The organism is Pseudomonas sp. Irchel s3a18, assembly GCF_900187535.1.
Lineage (GTDB): Bacteria > Pseudomonadota > Gammaproteobacteria > Pseudomonadales > Pseudomonadaceae > Aquipseudomonas.
The window spans coordinates 297,617-312,591 of record NZ_FYDV01000003.1; the positions used below are offsets into that span (position 1 = coordinate 297,617).

Below are 14,975 nucleotides of genomic sequence, written 5' to 3' on the forward strand. Positions count from 1 at the left end.
ACTTGGTTTATGCTTTATTTATTTCTAGAAAAGCGCATTTTTTTTGGAAAAAAAACATGTAGCCAACGAATTCGCTTGTTTTTCGAGTCCGAAAAGAACTTTTTTGGAGTATTGCGAAATTTTTGCCATTTTTTTTTCGATCTTTCAATCGCTTCTACTTTTTCTTCTTCTATTTTTGCTTGTGCGATGCGTTTTCCATGATCTTCGGAATCGGTTTCGATTGCTTTATTTTGGGGGGCTGTGCTTGGTTTTTCAACCTGGGCGGGTTGCTGTGGCTTGGGGGCTGCCGTTCCTGCGGGAGCGGGAGCGGTTGCTGGTTTAGCGGGGGCAGTTGTTTTCGCAGGAACAGCTGCTTTGGCAGGAACAGCTGCTTTGGCAGGTGCAGTTGCTTTTACCGCCGGGACCGGTTTGGCAGCAGGTGCAACCGGTTTTGCTGGTGCGACAGGAGTGGCTCCTGGCACGCTCGGTTTTAAAAGAGTGACATGTGAAGGCAACTGGAATATGTTTTTCAGTTGGGCCTTTCCGGAAGGGAAAGCAGAAACCAAAGAGTACTGAAGCGTCCGAAGCAAAAAGTTTTCGTAGCTGCGGTATGCTTCTATTCCAAGGTGGCTCGGTACCTTGCCAGAGTTTAGATCTTTAATGAAAAGATCAATTTCGTCAGCATTGTAGTCCGAAGTGAAACCTTTTTTCCCGTAAAAGGCGTTGCCGAATTGTATGGGCTGGTAGCCCTCAAATGCTGCCTCGATTAAAGCCTGAGAGTTTATTCCGGCAATAAAGTCAACTTGTTTGAATAGTGACTTTATGTTGAAGTCTTCAATAAATATTAGTCGGTCGTTTGCGCTCGTGATGCTGGGGGAGGCGCTGAATTTTTTGCAGAGTGTATTCAGTGTCAGAGGTGCAGTGATGTTTTTCTTTTTTCGTTCCCAAGGGTGGGATTTAAAAATTATATTCAACTCAGTGTTGGCAAGAAGCTTTTCTATGAGTTTTGTATAGAAAGAGATACTATTTAGACCGGTGCCATTGTGTTCAAGGACCGAGAAATCATTCAGTACTTGGCCAGTGATAAGGATCGTTGGTTTTTTGTTTTTGAAAAGTTTAGCCTTGGATTCACTTGGTTGGCTTACATTTTTGTTTTTTGCTGAGATGACTTTGTTGATCGCTTTGTTGCGCTCGCGGTCTCGTTCGTCAGCCGAAATTTTTGGTTCTAAGGATTTGAAATAGGCCAGGTGCTTGATGTTTGAGTTGTTTGCGATGGGTTCGTATTTTTCTTCAATATAGTTGTCATTTCCAGTGAAGAAACTTTCGAGTACGAATGCACGTGCAGTATGCGTGCGGGTGAACTCAAGTAATGCCCGTGCATATGTCAAACTGCCAGAGAACACCAGCGCAAATTTTGGATTATGCTTTCTAAGCGAGCCTGACCAAAAATTGACCCAATGAATAGCTGCGGCCATATTCCACAGTACTATTTCACGATGATTTTCTAGCAATAAGCTGAGCAGTGCTTTTGCGTCTTTTGGTAGTTCCTTGTCTTGGAACTCATCAAAGGTTATTGCGAGGCATAGAATTTCCGCTCGAGATACTTTGAAAATATTGATTTCTAGTACGCTGTACTCGAACAGTTGAGCAGCAGAAAGATTTTTTATAAGGTTGTAATTTTCGGTTAGCTTTTCCTTGAAAGGAGTGTAGTCGCCGAAGGCGCTCATCCATTCGTGGTAGTCGTTGTTCGTAATTACGGTCGCTTTTGCGTCTACAAAATAGTCGAACAGACTGCGAAAGTTTCTGGTGTGAATGTGTACCGGGTCCGCGATAAGAAACTTGCTCATGCAATTGCATCCAATGCTTTATTGATTGATACCTGATTTCCCTTCAGAAGCTTGAGGTGTTGCTTCATGTTCATGAGAATGGAGTCTTGCCACGTAATAAGGTTCTGGCTAGGTGATTGGCAGGAATGAAACATTCTCGAATAAGCATTGCCTTCATTGCTGGCCAGGCTATTGATGGTGTTGGCGTCAGTGGCGGGGTCCATCGTTAGATAAATGCCGTGGCGCCCATTCTCGATAAGATCCGGCACCATCCCTATTGGATTCGAGAGCACAGGGACGCCCATCGCTGCGGCCTCGGGGATGTTGGCGGGACCACCTTCAAAATAACTCGTCATCAAGAGTGCATCGATACTGCGGTAGGCATCGATCAGGGTCGGGTAAGGGAGTCTTTCGTATACTTCGGTTTCGAATCCGAGACCTCTAAATACGCGACCTTCCTCGGCTCGACCATCACCTACCAGGAAAAATTCGATGAGTGAAGGGTCTAGGCGTTTGGCAAGCTCAAACAAAAATGCCTCTCCCTTGACCTTTCTTCCATATCTTTTCGATACGATGGCAAGCGTGAACTTTTCTCGTCTGATGCGTCCCTTCGCGCGTGCGCCATCAATAAGGTGATGGTTGTATCCGTGAGGAACAACGCAGGTGTGGTAGATGCCACACTCGGCTAGTTTTTTTTGCTGCAGGGTATTCAAGCAAATAACCATATCTGCTTCACGGTACCGATCAAGAAATGCGTTGAGCGACAGCCATCCATCAGGGTCGTTTAGATCGTGGTGAACAGTAACGACGCACGGAGATATTAGCTTATCCTCTAGGTGAGGGCGGTGGTAATGTCTAACGTGTGCGCCTATAACAGGCTTTTCGCTAACGATTTGCTCGGCGAATCCTTCGGTATAGCGAGAAAAATAACTAAATATATCGTCGAAGATCCCGCTATGAACGTTGTTGGATGTGACGTGGTTTATGATGATGGTCATGTCGAGTTTTCAACCCTGAAAATTCGTGATGTTTAAGATTTAACGCTGGGTGTCAGACGTCTATTTAACAGGGCGGGCTAATCAGAAGGAGTCCTACGGATTGCCCGTTGTTGGCTTCGTCTTATTTGTAAACGCCTACGGCACGTCCTAGCACCATGGTCTGTACGACTGGCGAGATAACTTTTTGCCACTCGTACACTGCTGCGTTAGTTACGTAGATCGTGTCATCCGGTTTAATTACGATTTGACGTGCGTAAAAAATCGCCGCTGGATCGCGCATGTCCAGGCGAAGAACTGTTGGTTTTGGATTGGCACCTTCCCCCATGCGGAACACGAAGACTCCTTCCGGATTCGCGCTGGCTTCTCGCAGGCCACCGACGCTACCCAGCGCATCCAGCAGGCTGGTGTTCTGTGCTGGCAAGTCTTTCAGGCCTGGTTCGGCTACGGCGCCCATGGCTACGAAGCGTTGCCGTGCACGGTCCAGTACCACTTCCGAGTTCGGGCGCAGCACCATGTTGTTGCCGGCCAGTACGTCTTCATAGTTGAACTGCTGAACCTGACTGCCGGTACGCACGGTGACGTTTACCAGGTGAGGCTCCATCACGGGGCCACCGGCCTGGTTGACCGCGTCGAGCAGGGTCAGCGGGCCTTGCAGGGTGCTGAAGCGGCCAGGGGACTTGACCGCGCCGGCCACCAGTACCGAGCCCGACAGGTCGCCGACCAGTTCGACGTGGGTCTGCACGTCGGTGGTCACGCCTTTGAGCTGCTTACGGATCATGTTCTCAACCTGGTTGAGGGTCATGCCGGCGACGAACTGACGGCCCACATAGGGCAGGGAGATCATGCCCTGGTCGTCGATGCGGGTCTTGAGCTGGGTACCGCCGGTGGACAGTGGCGCGAACAGGGCCGAGCCTTCCGGTGCGTTGTCGGTGATCAGCACGCTGAGGGTGTCACCGGCCATCAGGCGCGCCGAAGGGGCGACCGGCTTGGCGATGCTCGACTGCACTGTACGCTCGGCACCGCGCATGTAAGGCGCGATGGTGTTGGCGTTGATCTCGACCAGGTTGTACGACTCGTTCTTGGTTTCGATATCGCCCTTGTACGGTCCGGCGCCCGACAGCGTGCCGCCGCATCCGGCCAGGCCCAGGGTTGCCAGGGCCAGCGCCGCCAGTTTCAGGTTGAACTTAGGGGAGACAGCAGGGGATTTAATCACGATGATCCTCGATCGAAGCCAGGATGAAGCGGGTTATGCCGTACAGCATGAGCAGGCCAAGCAGGATGGTTGCCAGGTTGTACAAACGCTCTGGGTACAGGGCCAGTTGCGGGGTGTTCGGGCTGACCACGGTGACCAGGGTGCGGATCTTTTTGCTGGCCTCGATACGGGCGTTGTCGAGGGCGGCGACGGCTGTCTTGTAGCTTTCTTCGGCGATGCCGGCGTCCAGGGTCAGTTGCTGGAAGCGCGAGGCGACCACGTTCAACTGGGAGCCATCGGGCGAGGAGACCAATAGGCGTTTTTCCTTGGCCAGTTGCTGGGTGATGGCGGTGACTTTCTGCTTTTGCTGTCTGACCTGAGGCGAGTCGGCCCGCAGCTTGAACAGCATTTCGGTGAGCACCGCCTGCTCCTTGGTGTACTGGCCTTCCAGGTCGGCAATGATGGTGGCGCGGCTCTGTGCGGTGTTGCCGCCGTCCAGTACCTTGTTGTCATTCTGGAAGTCGAGCAGTTCGGTCTTGCGCTCGGCGTAGTTGGTCCGCACCGTTTCCAGCTCGCTTCGGGCGAAGGCCATTTGCTCGCGGGCAATGCTGTGGCTGACTTCGTTGACGAAGTGTTCGCTGGCCTGAAGGATGGTGCGCAGCATCTGCTCCGACAGTTCAGGGGTGAAGGCTTGCACCTCGACCCGTAGCAGACCGGTGGTTTCGTCGTAGTGAGCCGAGACCATGCGCTGGTAGTACTTGAGCAGGTCTTCGCGTTCGGCGTTCTGGTCCAGCCAGAAGAAGATGTCGCGGCGCTGGGCGGAATATTGCTCGACCCAGTGCAGGCGCTCTTCCAGCAGCAGCATCATGTCCATGGACACGATGTACTCGCGCAGGTAGAGGGTCTCTTCCCGGGAGGCCGGGTTGGTGCCGGTCAGCAGGGTGGCCAGCCCGGGCACCGCGGCGCTCTGGTTGCCGCCATCCTGGCGGACGACCACCTGGGCGGAGCTGACGTAACGGTCGATGGCGAACATGCCGTAGTAGATGGCCGCCAGGGCCAGTGGCAGGACCACCAGGCCGATTGCCAGGCGCCAGCCCTTGAGTTTACCCGTACTGCTCATATGTGATGCATCCTTGAAGTGGAACGGTGCTGCGATATAAGGGGGGGTGATCAGGTGTTGTAGGCCTTGATGCCTTCGGCGACGTCTTCGTAGATCTGAATGCCGCCATCGCGTACCAGCAGGACTATGTCGCAGAGCTTTTCGACTTCAGGCATGGTGTGCGTGACCAGTACCACTTTCGATTGCTGCAGTTTTTGCTGGAACACTTCGGCGCATTTGCGCTTGAACTGCGCATCACCCACCGACATCACTTCGTCGATCAGGTAGTAGTCGAAGTCGAACGCCATGCTCAGGCCGAAGGCCACGCGTGAGCGCATGCCGGAGGAATAGGTCTTGATCGGCTCATCGATCCAGTCGCCGATTTCGGCGAAGTCCTGAACGTAGCGGACTTTCTCGCGCATGGCTTCGCCTTCGGCGCCGTAGACCCGGCAGACGAACTTGATGTTGTCGCGGCCGGTCATGCTGCCCTGAAAGCCACCTGACAGGCCGACTGGCCAGGAAATGCTCCGGTCGGTGACGATGGTGCCGGAGTCGGGGATGTCGGCGCCGCCGAGCAGGCGCATCAGGGTCGACTTGCCTGCGCCGTTGCGGCCGATCAGGCCAATGTTCTTGCCCGGTGGAATCGACAGCGACAGGTTGCGGAACACATACCGGCGCCCCTTTGGGGTCAGGTAGGACTTGGTGACATTCTTGAGTTCGAACACGTTGCCTGTCCTCAGCCGTTTTTCGTGGAAATGAGGTGCAGCCGGCGGGCGCGGTAGCTGCCCAGGGCAACGAACAGCAAGATCACCGTGAACGTGATCACGTAGGTTTCAGACACGCCATCGACCGGGGTGTAGTGAGGCAATACTTCGGCACGGATCAGTTCGACCAGATGCAAAAACGGGTTTAGCAGTAGCAGGGGCATCATGGCTTGTGGCAGATAGGATGCCGGCAAGAGCACGCCGGAAATGAAGTAGAGCGGGAAGAAGGCCATCCGGATGACCACCTTGAGACTGGGAAGGGCGTGGGTGATCAGGGCCAGCAGCATGCCCAGGCCAAAAGCAAACAGCAGACCGAGGGCTAATGTTGCCACCCATTGAAGCGGGCTGTGCACCGACATGTCGAAGCCGAACCAGGCGAAGCCGAACACCAAAATCGCGTAGACCGTGACGCTGATGCAGGCTTCTACCAGTACTCGGGCCACATAGGTGTCCAACGGTTTGATCTGCTTGTAAGCGAATAGAGAGCGATTTTCCCGAAGACTGTCCATCAGTCTCAGGGCGATGTTGCGGTAGAGCAGGAAGGGCGCCATCCCCACCAGTACAAACACCGGGTATTCAACGCCGGAGACGGTGCGGCCGCGAATCAGGGAGAACAGTACGGTAAAGATCAGCAGGTGGCAGATCGGCTCGATCAGGGTCCATACCGCGCCCATGCGACGGTCGCCGAAGCGCGCGCGGGCCTCGCGCAGCACCAGGGCAAAGATGACCGATTTTTGAATCTGGAAGGAGGAGCGAGGCTTCAAGATAGTTACCGCACAGCAAAGCAGCGTGCCTGGGCGCGCCGGTGAATTCATTTCAGGAAAAGCCCGTGTCCCGCGCAGTGTTTTGGGGGATTCAGGCAGCTTCCGTGCTCTAAGGGCGGGGAGATTAATCGCTGGGTGGTATTAGCGTCAAGGGAGAAGCATTCCCAATATCCTACATCCACCTAACTATTTTCTGCATGGAGGTATTACATTTGGAGCTAAAAATCATACGGAAGAGTCAGCTGCACATAAATGACAGAGTTAGGTGTTGAAATGACATGATATCATAATGATGTCATTTTGGGGTTTGGGTCGTTGCTGATTCATTATGTTGAAAGTGCGAGAGTATTGTTCGTTCTGAAAGCTGCTGGTCAGCAGGTTCATTGCTTACAACTGACTTGGAGAGTGGAGGCATTGTAACGATCTTGCTATGCAAGTCATTGATTTTGATGGGTATTTTCAGTCGAGCGGTTCAGGTTTCAGTAGATGATACGGGTTCGGCCGGGCGCATGCTCTTTCAGTTTGAACGGTATTGGTACGCCTGTACCGTTTACGCTTGGCGTGCGATGGCATGTGTTGCATTGTCGTATATCGCGCTGGCTCGTAACGGTCAGGCTTGATGATGCCACATCCTTGAAATCTGCTTCGCCATCGTGCGATTTGCATTCGACTTCAGTGCAGCATTCTGCCTTGATCAAGTAACGCACGAAGCGTGGCGTGGTACTCGTCGGTTTCTTGGCGTTCGTATTTTGACTGTGTAACTTTGGTCAAGTATTAAGTAATGCATCTGTATTGATCCAATTACATTCGTCATACCCGTTTGAGAGTGATGTCACATATGGCGGATTAAGGGGGGAGATGTGGGGGGTGAAGTTGGCCTCTGGAATGACCTGCTATTGATCTGTAAATACCGCTGGGGGTGTTTTGATGCGTCGCGTGCGCAGATCGGTTATCCATCTGCCATTGTTCACTGAGTGAGTGTGTCGGAACGAACGAAAAAGGGGCCAGCAAAAGACTGCCCCTTTTTCGATTAAAGGGAGCGTTGATTAACGCGCTTGCTCAGCTCCTGCGCGCTTTCCTTGCGTTCCGAGTAGCGGTCGACGAGGTCGGGGCGGTCGCGCAGCAGGAGGGTGAATTTCACCAGTTCCTCCATCACGTCGACGACGCGGTCGTAGAGAGCCGAGGGTTTCATGCGGTCCTGGTCGTCGAACTCCATGAAGGCCTTTGGCACGGAGGACTGGTTGGGGATGGTGAACATGCGCATCCAGCGCCCGAGCACGCGCAGTTGGTTGACGGTGTTGAACGACTGCGAGCCTCCTGAAACCTGCATCACGGCCAGGGTTTTGCCCTGGGTCGGGCGCACGGCGCCGAGGGCCAGCGGCACCCAGTCGATTTGTGCCTTGAACACGGCGGACATCGAGCCGTGGCGTTCTGGCGAGCACCACACCTGGCCTTCGGACCACTGCATCAGGGTCAGCAGTTCCTGGACTTTGGGGTGGTCGCTGGGCGCGTCATCCGGCAGGGGCAGGCCGGAGGGGTTGAAGATGCGGGTTTCGGCGCCGAAGTGCTCCAGCAGGCGCGCGGCTTCCTCCACCAGCAGGCGGCTGAACGAGCGTGGGCGGGTCGAGCCATAGAGCAGCAGGATGCGTGGCTTGGGGGTGTCGACAGCGGCGCGGTGCAGGGTATCGGACAGCAGGGCGTCGAGGTTAGGCAGGTGGTCGCTCACGGCGTGCTCCAGATCAGAGGGTGGCGATGCGCTCGAGTTCGCGCTGGAGTGCGGCGGTGTCGAGGCGGTCGAAGGGCAGTTGCAGGAAGGCGCGGCACCGGCTTTCGAGGGTGGCCAGTGTGGCGTTGAAGGCGGCGTTGATTTGGTCTTCGCTGCCGCTCGCCTCGGACAGGATGCCGCGGCAACGGTTGGCCGTGCACATGAACAGCACTGTCATGGGGTTCTCCGTTGGAAGCCGCTCATAGGTCGAGGGGTTTTACATATGGCTTATCGAATATACGGATTATCGAATATTTGGTAAAGCCCGGAGAGGGTTTTATGCAGGCGAGCGGTTGGTCGTTGAAACGAAAATGGGCGAGCTCAGGGTTGATGCCAGCCAGTTAAGGAGAGTGGGGCGCATTTGTAGGAGCGAGCGTGCTCGCGATGAACTCAAGGGCAGCGCGTTAAATCAGAAAAACACGCGTTATCGTTAACGTCCATCGCGAGCTCGCTCGCTCCTACAGGGGCGGCGTTCGCTTAACTGACCAGTATTAACCCTTAGGTCACCCTTTTTTCAAACTGGCAGGGAAGGGGCAGAAGGTCGGCCTTCTCGAAGCGTTAGAGCGCCAGCCCTTCCTGGATCACCGAGAGGAAGTTGTCTTCGTTGAGTGCCACCGGATCCGGTCGTGCTTGCCCGGTGCGGGCAAGGGTCTGGATCTGCCATTGGGCATCGCCGTGGTCGTTCTCGGTGCGGCGGATGTACAGGTCCCTGGTTTTGCCGAGAATATCGACCCGGCCCGTGCCGCCAATGATGAAGCGGGCAATGGGGTCGAGGGTGATGGTGTGGTGGTTACCCTCGATCTGCAGTTTGTCGATGGCATAGTTGAAGGTCTCGCCGGACGGCAGGCTTTCGAAGACGCGGGTGGGTACCCGGCGAATGTTCAGGCCGGCTTCGGTCAGCGGCTCCAGCCACGTCTCGAGCTGGTGGTACATTTCATAGACCTGTGTCGGCCAATGCTCAATCGCCAGGTCTGCGCAGGCCTGTGCGTCCGCACGGGTTTGCTGTTTTTGCTTCAGTTTTGTGGCGAGCTCATCTGCCTTACTCATACCGATTTCCTATCGTGCTGTAAGTGTGGTCGTTGTCACTTCAAGGTACTTCACCTGGAGGGGCGATTGCCAGTCACTCGCGCCGGGCGGATTTCGGTTCGGGAAGAATTTCTCTTGGACTTCAGCCGCCAGCCGTCACAATACGCCCACCCAAGTTCCGCCCTCAGGTGCGTTAATGAAAAAACTGTACACCCTGGTTGTGCTCTGTGTGCTGACGGCTGTCAGTGTGTTCATGAACCAGGCACCGCAATCCCGTCAGAGTCAGCCGCAGAATGCGTCAGTGGTGGGGGTGTTCGACTATTACGTGCTGGCGCTCTCCTGGTCGCCGACCTTTTGCCTGACCCGTCCGGAAAATGCCCAGTGCTCGGGGAAGGGCTATGGCTTTGTGCTCCATGGCCTGTGGCCGCAGTACGCTCAGGGCGGCTGGCCGCAGTCCTGCGAGCCGAAGGTGGGGTTGTCGCAAGCCGAGCGCGCGCGCGGCCTGACGCTGTTTGTGACGCCGGCACTGCTCAAGCATGAGTGGTCGAAGCACGGAACCTGCAGCGGCCTCGGGGCCATGGGTTACCTGGCGGCCGCGGACAAGGCGGTCGGCGCGGTGAAGATCCCCGATCAGTTGCAACCCTTCCACAAGGAGGTCTACTTCTCGGCGCAGGACATTGCGCAGATGTTCCGTCAGAGCAATCCCGGATTAGAAAAGGATGGCCTTGCGGTGATCTGTCGGGGGCCGGAGTTGTCGGAGGTGCGGGTGTGCATGGGCAAGGACTTGTCGTTCCAGGCCTGTGGCAAGGGGGTGAAAAACCAGTGTCGCGCGGGGGATATCCGGGTGCCACCGGTTCGCTAGAGCCGTTTTAACGTAAAACAGGGAAGCGCCCGGCAGCCGGCGCTTCCCTGTTTGCATTCAGGCCGCCTAAGCCTGTTCGACAGGCAAGCCCAGCGCCGCCAGGTCTTTGCGCAATTGCTCGGCACTGGTGAACTGGAGTGCCTTGAAGCCTTCCCGGCGCGCACCTTCGATGTTCGGGGCGTGGTCATCGATAAACACGGCATGGTGCCCTTCGAGCTGGTAGCGGGATTTCAGCAGCTGGAAGATCGCCGGGTCCGGCTTGATGATGCCTTCGGCGCCTGACACCAGGATGCCTTCGAACCGGTGCAGGAAGGCGAAGCGTTCCAGGGCGATGGGGAAGGTTTCGGCCGACCAGTTGGTCAGGGCCAGCAGGCGGATACCCTTGGCATGCAACTCCTCCAGAATCCGTACGCTGCCTTCCAGGACACCACCGAGGGTTTCTTCCCAGCGCTCGCGGTAGGCGCGAATCAGCGCTGATTGCGATGGGTGGCGAGCGATGGCTTCGGCGATCCCGGCTTCCCAGGATCGGCCGGCGTCCTGTTGTTCGTTCCAGGCGGGCGGGCAGACCTCGGACAGGAACGTCTCCATGGCCTGTACGTCATCGCCGAAGAGTTTGCGGTACAGGTTTCTCGGGTTCCAGCGGATCAGGACATTACCGAGGTCGAATACCACGGTGTCGATGGTTGCGGGGTGGTTCAATGCGCTCATGCTTTTCCTCCATTGATCGGCTTGGCGAGAACAAATGGGTGTCAGTGCGGGGAATGGTGGCGCTGTTGTCCTTTTGGCGGTTTTATCCTAACAGAGACGTTTCCGGTCGACGGTATTTGTACAACCATGACAAGCAGATGTGCAACAACGGTCAGCATGCACTGTGACAGCGTGACCATTTGCCCCTCGTCACCGCCGTAAGATAAGCTCCGCGCACCAGGAGGGCAGGGTCTTTGCTCATGCCATAGCCGTCAAGGATGATGCGTTTGCCTACTCCGATTCACGACCTTCATTACGCCAGCGGTGATCCACTCAAGCGCTTGCCCCTGCGCAAGGCTGCAGTGATTTTCATTGTCGGGGTCTGTTTGTGCCTGTGTGGCTTGCTCTACTTGCAACTGGAGCAGTCCCGGCAGCACGAACTGACCCAGGCTCGACTGGCCTCGGCGAACCTGACCCGGGCGATGGCGCAGCAGGCCCAGGATACGTTTCTGGCGGCCGACCTGGTGGTCACCAGTCTGGTCGACTGGATTTCGTCCGATGGTTTTGGCGCAGCACAATTCGGCCAGTTGCAGCGCACCTTTGCGCGTCGGGTGCAGGCCCTTGAACCGTTGCACGGGCTGTTTCTGTTCGACCGCGACGGGCAGTGGGTGGTGACTTCGTTCAACGATCTACCGCGGCGCAAGGGGGTGGCGGATCGTGACTACTTCAGGTTCCATCAGCAGAACCCGTCGCTGCAGGCCCATATCGGGCCGGCGGTTCGCAGTCGGCAGAACGGTGAGTGGATCATTCCGCTGTCGCGGCGCGTGAACGATCGGAACGGCGAGTTCCAGGGCGTGCTGTTGGCCGGGATCCGCATGGCGTATTTCGAGCGGTTTTTCAAAAGCTTCGACCTCGACGACAACGGCTCGATGTTTCTCGCGCTGTCGGACGGCACCTTGCTGGCCCGGCGTCCGTATGAGGAGCAGCGTATCGGCGAGTCGCTGGCCCAAGGAGAAATTTTCAGCCGGTACCTGCCGCAAGCGCCGTCCGGCAATGCGATGATTCGCTCGGTCCTGGATGATGTGGTGCGCTTGTATGGTTATCGCCAGTTGGACGCTTATCCGCTGGTGGTCTCGGCGGCCGTGCCCGAGGCGGCGATTCTTCGGGTGTGGTATGCCAATGCCGTGCAATCGAGTGTCATTGTCGCCTTGGTAGTGCTTGGCGTTGGTCTGTTCGGCTGGGTGTTTGTGCAGCAAGTGCGCAACGGCGAGCGTATCGAGGCGGACTTGCGCGCCGCACAGGAGCGCCTGGAAGTGATCGCCACCCACGACAGCCTGACCGGGTTGGCCAACCGGCGCTTGTTCGAGCGGGCGCTGGACATCGAGTTCTCCCGTGGCGCGCGGCAGCAACGCCCGTTGAGCCTGATCATGCTCGATATCGATTTCTTCAAGCGCTTCAACGACGCCTACGGGCACGTGGCGGGGGACCAGTGCCTGGCACAGGTGGCCGGTGTGGTGAAGCGCCATTGTCAGCGCAAGTCCGACCTGGCGGTGCGCTATGGCGGCGAAGAGTTTGCCGTGTTGCTGCCCGACACCGACATCAAGGGGGCGTTTGCCATTGCCGAGCGCATTCGCCTCGCTATCAAGGACATGCACATCATCCATTGCGGTGCGCCGTCGGGCTATCTGACGCTCAGTCTCGGCTGCTTTGCGTTCGTGCCCAGGGCCGGGGACAGTATTGAAGGGTTCATCGAGCGGGCAGATGCGGCGCTGTACCAGGCGAAGAACTTTGGCAGAAACCGCACCGTGGTGCTGTCGGTCGAAGCCGATTCGCCGGTCAAGGGGCGGGCAACGGTTACGGAGTGAGGTGTTTGTCCGGCGGTCACTCTTGCGGGTGGGTTCCGGGCTCTCAACTACAGTTGAACTGCGCCTCACGCTAACCCCCCTTCTTCATGGCACGGACGATCACCCTCATGTCGATACCCAATACATTCAAGACCGTTGCGCTGACGGTTGCCGCACTCTCCTGGCTACCTCTGTCGACGAATGCCACTGAAGCGATCACCGCCGAAGAGGCCCATGCCATTGGCCTTGACGCCTATGTGTATTTTTATCCGTTGTTGTCGATGGACATCACCCGCAAGCAGTTCACCAATATCGAGCCCGGCAAGGCGTTCGGCAAGGGCCCGATGAACATGTTCGTCAGCGTGCCGGAATACCCACCCGCCAATTTCAAGGGCGTGGTGCGCTCCAACTTCGACACCTTGTATTCGGTTGCCTGGCTGGACCTGACCAGGGAGCCGCAGGTGGTCGCTGCCCCGGACACCGACGGCCGCTTCTATTTGTTGCCGATGCTCGACATGTGGACCGATGTGTTCGCTTCACCGGGGTGGCGCACCACCGGGACCCGGGCTGGCCAGTTCCTGGTGACGCCACCGGGCTGGACCGGCACCGTACCCGCCGGGCTCACCCGGCTCCAGGCGCCCACCCCCTATGTCTGGGTGATAGGGCGGACCAAGACCGATGGCGCGGCAGACTATCCCGCCGTGCACAAGATCCAGGCCGGCTACACCGTGACACCGCTCTCGCGCCTGGGTAAGGCACCCGAGGCGGTCAGCGTGAAAATCGATCCGGCCGTCGACATGAAAACCCCGCCCAAGCTCCAGGTCGATTCGATGTCGGCAGCCAACTACTTCGCTTATGCCGCCGAGTTGCTCAAGCTGCATCCGCCCCACAGCACCGACCAGCCGATCATTGCGCAGATGCAACGCATCGGCATCGAGCCCGGCAAATCGTTCAACCTCGATGCGCTGGAGCCGGCCGTGAAGCAGGCGCTGCAAACCGTCCCGGCTGAAGGCCAGGCATTGATGAAGTGGAAAGTCGATACCCTGGCCCGGATCGACAACGGCTGGTCAATGAACACTGACACCATGGGGGTTTATGGCAACTACTACCTCAAGCGCGCCATCGTCTCGCAGGTCGGGCTGGGGGCTAACTTGCCGGAGGATGCGATCTATCCGCTGAACCTGGGGGACGACAAGGGGCAGCCCCTCGACGGTGCCAACCACTACGTGTTGCATTTCGACAAGGGCTCGGAGCCGCCGGTCAATGCGTTCTGGTCGATCACCCTGTATGACCCGGAAGGCTTCCAGGTTGGCAACGAACTCAACCGCTTTGCCGTCAGCAGCTGGATGCCGTTCAAGAAAAACGCCGATGGATCCCTGGATCTGTATTTCCAGCACGAAAACCCTGGCAAGGACGGCGAGGCCAACTGGTTGCCCGCACCCAAGGGCGCGTTCAACCTGACCATGCGCTTGTACGGGCCAAAACCCGAAGCGCTGAACGGCAAGTGGAATCCGCCAGCGGTGAAACGTCTGTAGTCAGGGCGTCGTTGTATCGAAGGCGGTGCGCAACAGGTCAATGGTCTGCTCGGTGGACATCCCGGGCGCTGGAGGCGGGTCGGGACGTTCACAAAATTCGCGCCACACGTACAGCGTGAGTTCCGCGCCATCGGTCAGGGTTTGCGGGCTTGGGGAGGCATAGGTCTCAAGCAGTCGATAGCGCTTATCCTGCCAGAACAGGGTTTCAACCCACTCGAAAACCGGGATGAAGTGAAAGTGGATCGGCTGTCCGGGGGTGTGCCCGTAACGACCGATGTACAGGCGTTTCGGTGCAAGGCAGGTCTCGACGATTTTCTGCGTTCGGGCCATCAGCACCCCCAGCTGCGCCAATGCTGCATCCGGCAACTCATGGAGTGCGTTGACGTTCGACCGTGCACCGAGCATGAGGTAACCCGGCAGTGCCGAGTTGATTCGGTGATTGACAATCCAGTGCTCGGTTTCGTGGACAATGAAGCGTGGGTCGATGTTCATGCTGAGGGCGTCACGTGTTTTTCAGGCGGGTTGATTGGTGAAATCAATTGTCGTTACTGCGGGAGGATACCGTATAACTTTCGCCCATCGGCAGGGCGCCGCGCTGTCGAGGTGCCCGGCGCGCATTCATGTCCAAGGAATC

14 protein-coding genes are annotated in these 14,975 nt (G+C 56.9%); 3 read left to right on the top strand and 11 right to left on the bottom strand.

Going from position 1 to position 14,975, the window contains the following annotated elements; all coding sequences use genetic code 11:
* Positions 1–14: 14 nt before the first annotated feature.
* From CKW29_RS06430 to CKW29_RS06470, 9 genes are all read right to left on the bottom strand, one after another.
* Positions 15–1,826: a polysialyltransferase family glycosyltransferase gene (locus CKW29_RS06430; RefSeq protein WP_095143176.1), complete on the bottom strand. Its 1,812-nt coding sequence runs from the start codon at positions 1,824–1,826 to the stop codon at positions 15–17.
* Positions 1,823–2,803: a glycosyltransferase family 4 protein gene (locus CKW29_RS06435; RefSeq protein ID WP_095143177.1), complete on the bottom strand. Its 981-nt coding sequence runs from the start codon at positions 2,801–2,803 to the stop codon at positions 1,823–1,825. Before CKW29_RS06435 ends, CKW29_RS06430 begins: the two co-directional genes overlap by 4 nt.
* A gap of 121 nt (positions 2,804–2,924) precedes the next feature.
* On the bottom strand, positions 2,925–4,016 hold the full coding sequence (locus tag CKW29_RS06440) for a polysaccharide biosynthesis/export family protein (RefSeq protein ID WP_095148117.1): 1,092 nt from the start codon (positions 4,014–4,016) through the stop codon (positions 2,925–2,927).
* Complete coding sequence (locus CKW29_RS06445; RefSeq protein WP_095148118.1) at positions 4,009–5,115, bottom strand: ABC transporter permease; 1,107 nt, start codon at positions 5,113–5,115, stop codon at positions 4,009–4,011. The genes CKW29_RS06440 and CKW29_RS06445 overlap by 8 nt, the downstream gene beginning before the upstream one ends.
* Before the next feature lie 50 nt (positions 5,116–5,165).
* Positions 5,166–5,819 (bottom strand): ABC transporter ATP-binding protein, encoded by a 654-nt coding sequence (locus CKW29_RS06450; RefSeq protein WP_095148119.1) that lies wholly within the window; start codon positions 5,817–5,819, stop codon positions 5,166–5,168.
* Positions 5,820–5,830: 11 nt separating this feature from the next.
* On the bottom strand, positions 5,831–6,622 hold the full coding sequence (locus CKW29_RS06455; RefSeq protein ID WP_256576997.1) for an ABC transporter permease: 792 nt from the start codon (positions 6,620–6,622) through the stop codon (positions 5,831–5,833).
* Between the two features lie 1,030 nt (positions 6,623–7,652).
* Positions 7,653–8,348, bottom strand: a complete 696-nt coding sequence (gene arsH, locus CKW29_RS06460; protein ID WP_095148121.1) for an arsenical resistance protein ArsH — start codon at positions 8,346–8,348, stop codon at positions 7,653–7,655.
* 13 nt (positions 8,349–8,361) lie between these two features.
* Positions 8,362–8,565 (bottom strand): hypothetical protein, encoded by a 204-nt coding sequence (locus CKW29_RS06465; protein ID WP_177452399.1) that lies wholly within the window; start codon positions 8,563–8,565, stop codon positions 8,362–8,364.
* A 380-nt stretch (positions 8,566–8,945) separates the two neighbouring features.
* The gene (locus CKW29_RS06470; RefSeq protein ID WP_095148122.1) at positions 8,946–9,434 is read right to left on the bottom strand and encodes a hypothetical protein; all 489 of its coding nucleotides are present in this window, start codon (positions 9,432–9,434) and stop codon (positions 8,946–8,948) included.
* Positions 9,435–9,609: 175 nt separating this feature from the next.
* On the opposite strand from CKW29_RS06470, the gene CKW29_RS06475 reads away from it, so the two are divergent.
* The gene (locus CKW29_RS06475) at positions 9,610–10,275 is read left to right on the top strand and encodes a ribonuclease T2 (RefSeq protein ID WP_095143184.1); all 666 of its coding nucleotides are present in this window, start codon (positions 9,610–9,612) and stop codon (positions 10,273–10,275) included.
* 66 nt (positions 10,276–10,341) lie between these two features.
* Here the strand turns inward: CKW29_RS06475 and CKW29_RS06480 are convergent, their stop codons facing one another.
* Positions 10,342–10,983, bottom strand: a complete 642-nt coding sequence (locus CKW29_RS06480) for an HAD family phosphatase (RefSeq protein ID WP_095148123.1) — start codon at positions 10,981–10,983, stop codon at positions 10,342–10,344.
* Between the two features lie 266 nt (positions 10,984–11,249).
* On the opposite strand from CKW29_RS06480, the gene CKW29_RS06485 reads away from it, so the two are divergent.
* Both CKW29_RS06485 and CKW29_RS06490 read left to right on the top strand, forming a co-directional pair.
* The gene (locus CKW29_RS06485) at positions 11,250–12,827 is read left to right on the top strand and encodes a GGDEF domain-containing protein (protein WP_095148197.1); all 1,578 of its coding nucleotides are present in this window, start codon (positions 11,250–11,252) and stop codon (positions 12,825–12,827) included.
* Between the two features lie 107 nt (positions 12,828–12,934).
* A complete protein-coding gene (locus CKW29_RS06490; RefSeq protein ID WP_095148124.1) occupies positions 12,935–14,341 on the top strand; it encodes a DUF1254 domain-containing protein in 1,407 nt (468 codons plus the stop codon).
* Here CKW29_RS06490 and CKW29_RS06495 read toward each other — a convergent pair whose 3' ends face one another.
* Positions 14,342–14,833 (bottom strand): HIT family protein, encoded by a 492-nt coding sequence (locus CKW29_RS06495; protein WP_095143187.1) that lies wholly within the window; start codon positions 14,831–14,833, stop codon positions 14,342–14,344.
* Between the last annotated feature and the right edge of the window lie 142 nt (positions 14,834–14,975).

Excerpts from the sequence above, each read along its gene's own strand:
- CKW29_RS06430 (WP_095143176.1), bottom strand. The coding sequence starts at position 1,826 with ATGAGCAAGTTTCTTATCGCGGACCCGGTACACATTCACACCAGAAAC.
- CKW29_RS06435 (WP_095143177.1), bottom strand. The coding sequence starts at position 2,803 with ATGACCATCATCATAAACCACGTCACATCCAACAACGTTCATAGCGGG.
- CKW29_RS06445 (WP_095148118.1), bottom strand. The coding sequence starts at position 5,115 with ATGAGCAGTACGGGTAAACTCAAGGGCTGGCGCCTGGCAATCGGCCTG.
- CKW29_RS06465 (WP_177452399.1), bottom strand. The coding sequence starts at position 8,565 with ATGACAGTGCTGTTCATGTGCACGGCCAACCGTTGCCGCGGCATCCTG.
- CKW29_RS06470 (WP_095148122.1), bottom strand. The coding sequence starts at position 9,434 with ATGAGTAAGGCAGATGAGCTCGCCACAAAACTGAAGCAAAAACAGCAA.
- CKW29_RS06475 (WP_095143184.1), top strand. The coding sequence starts at position 9,610 with ATGAAAAAACTGTACACCCTGGTTGTGCTCTGTGTGCTGACGGCTGTC.
- CKW29_RS06480 (WP_095148123.1), bottom strand. The coding sequence starts at position 10,983 with ATGAGCGCATTGAACCACCCCGCAACCATCGACACCGTGGTATTCGAC.
- CKW29_RS06490 (WP_095148124.1), top strand. The coding sequence starts at position 12,935 with ATGTCGATACCCAATACATTCAAGACCGTTGCGCTGACGGTTGCCGCA.
- CKW29_RS06495 (WP_095143187.1), bottom strand. The coding sequence starts at position 14,833 with ATGAACATCGACCCACGCTTCATTGTCCACGAAACCGAGCACTGGATT.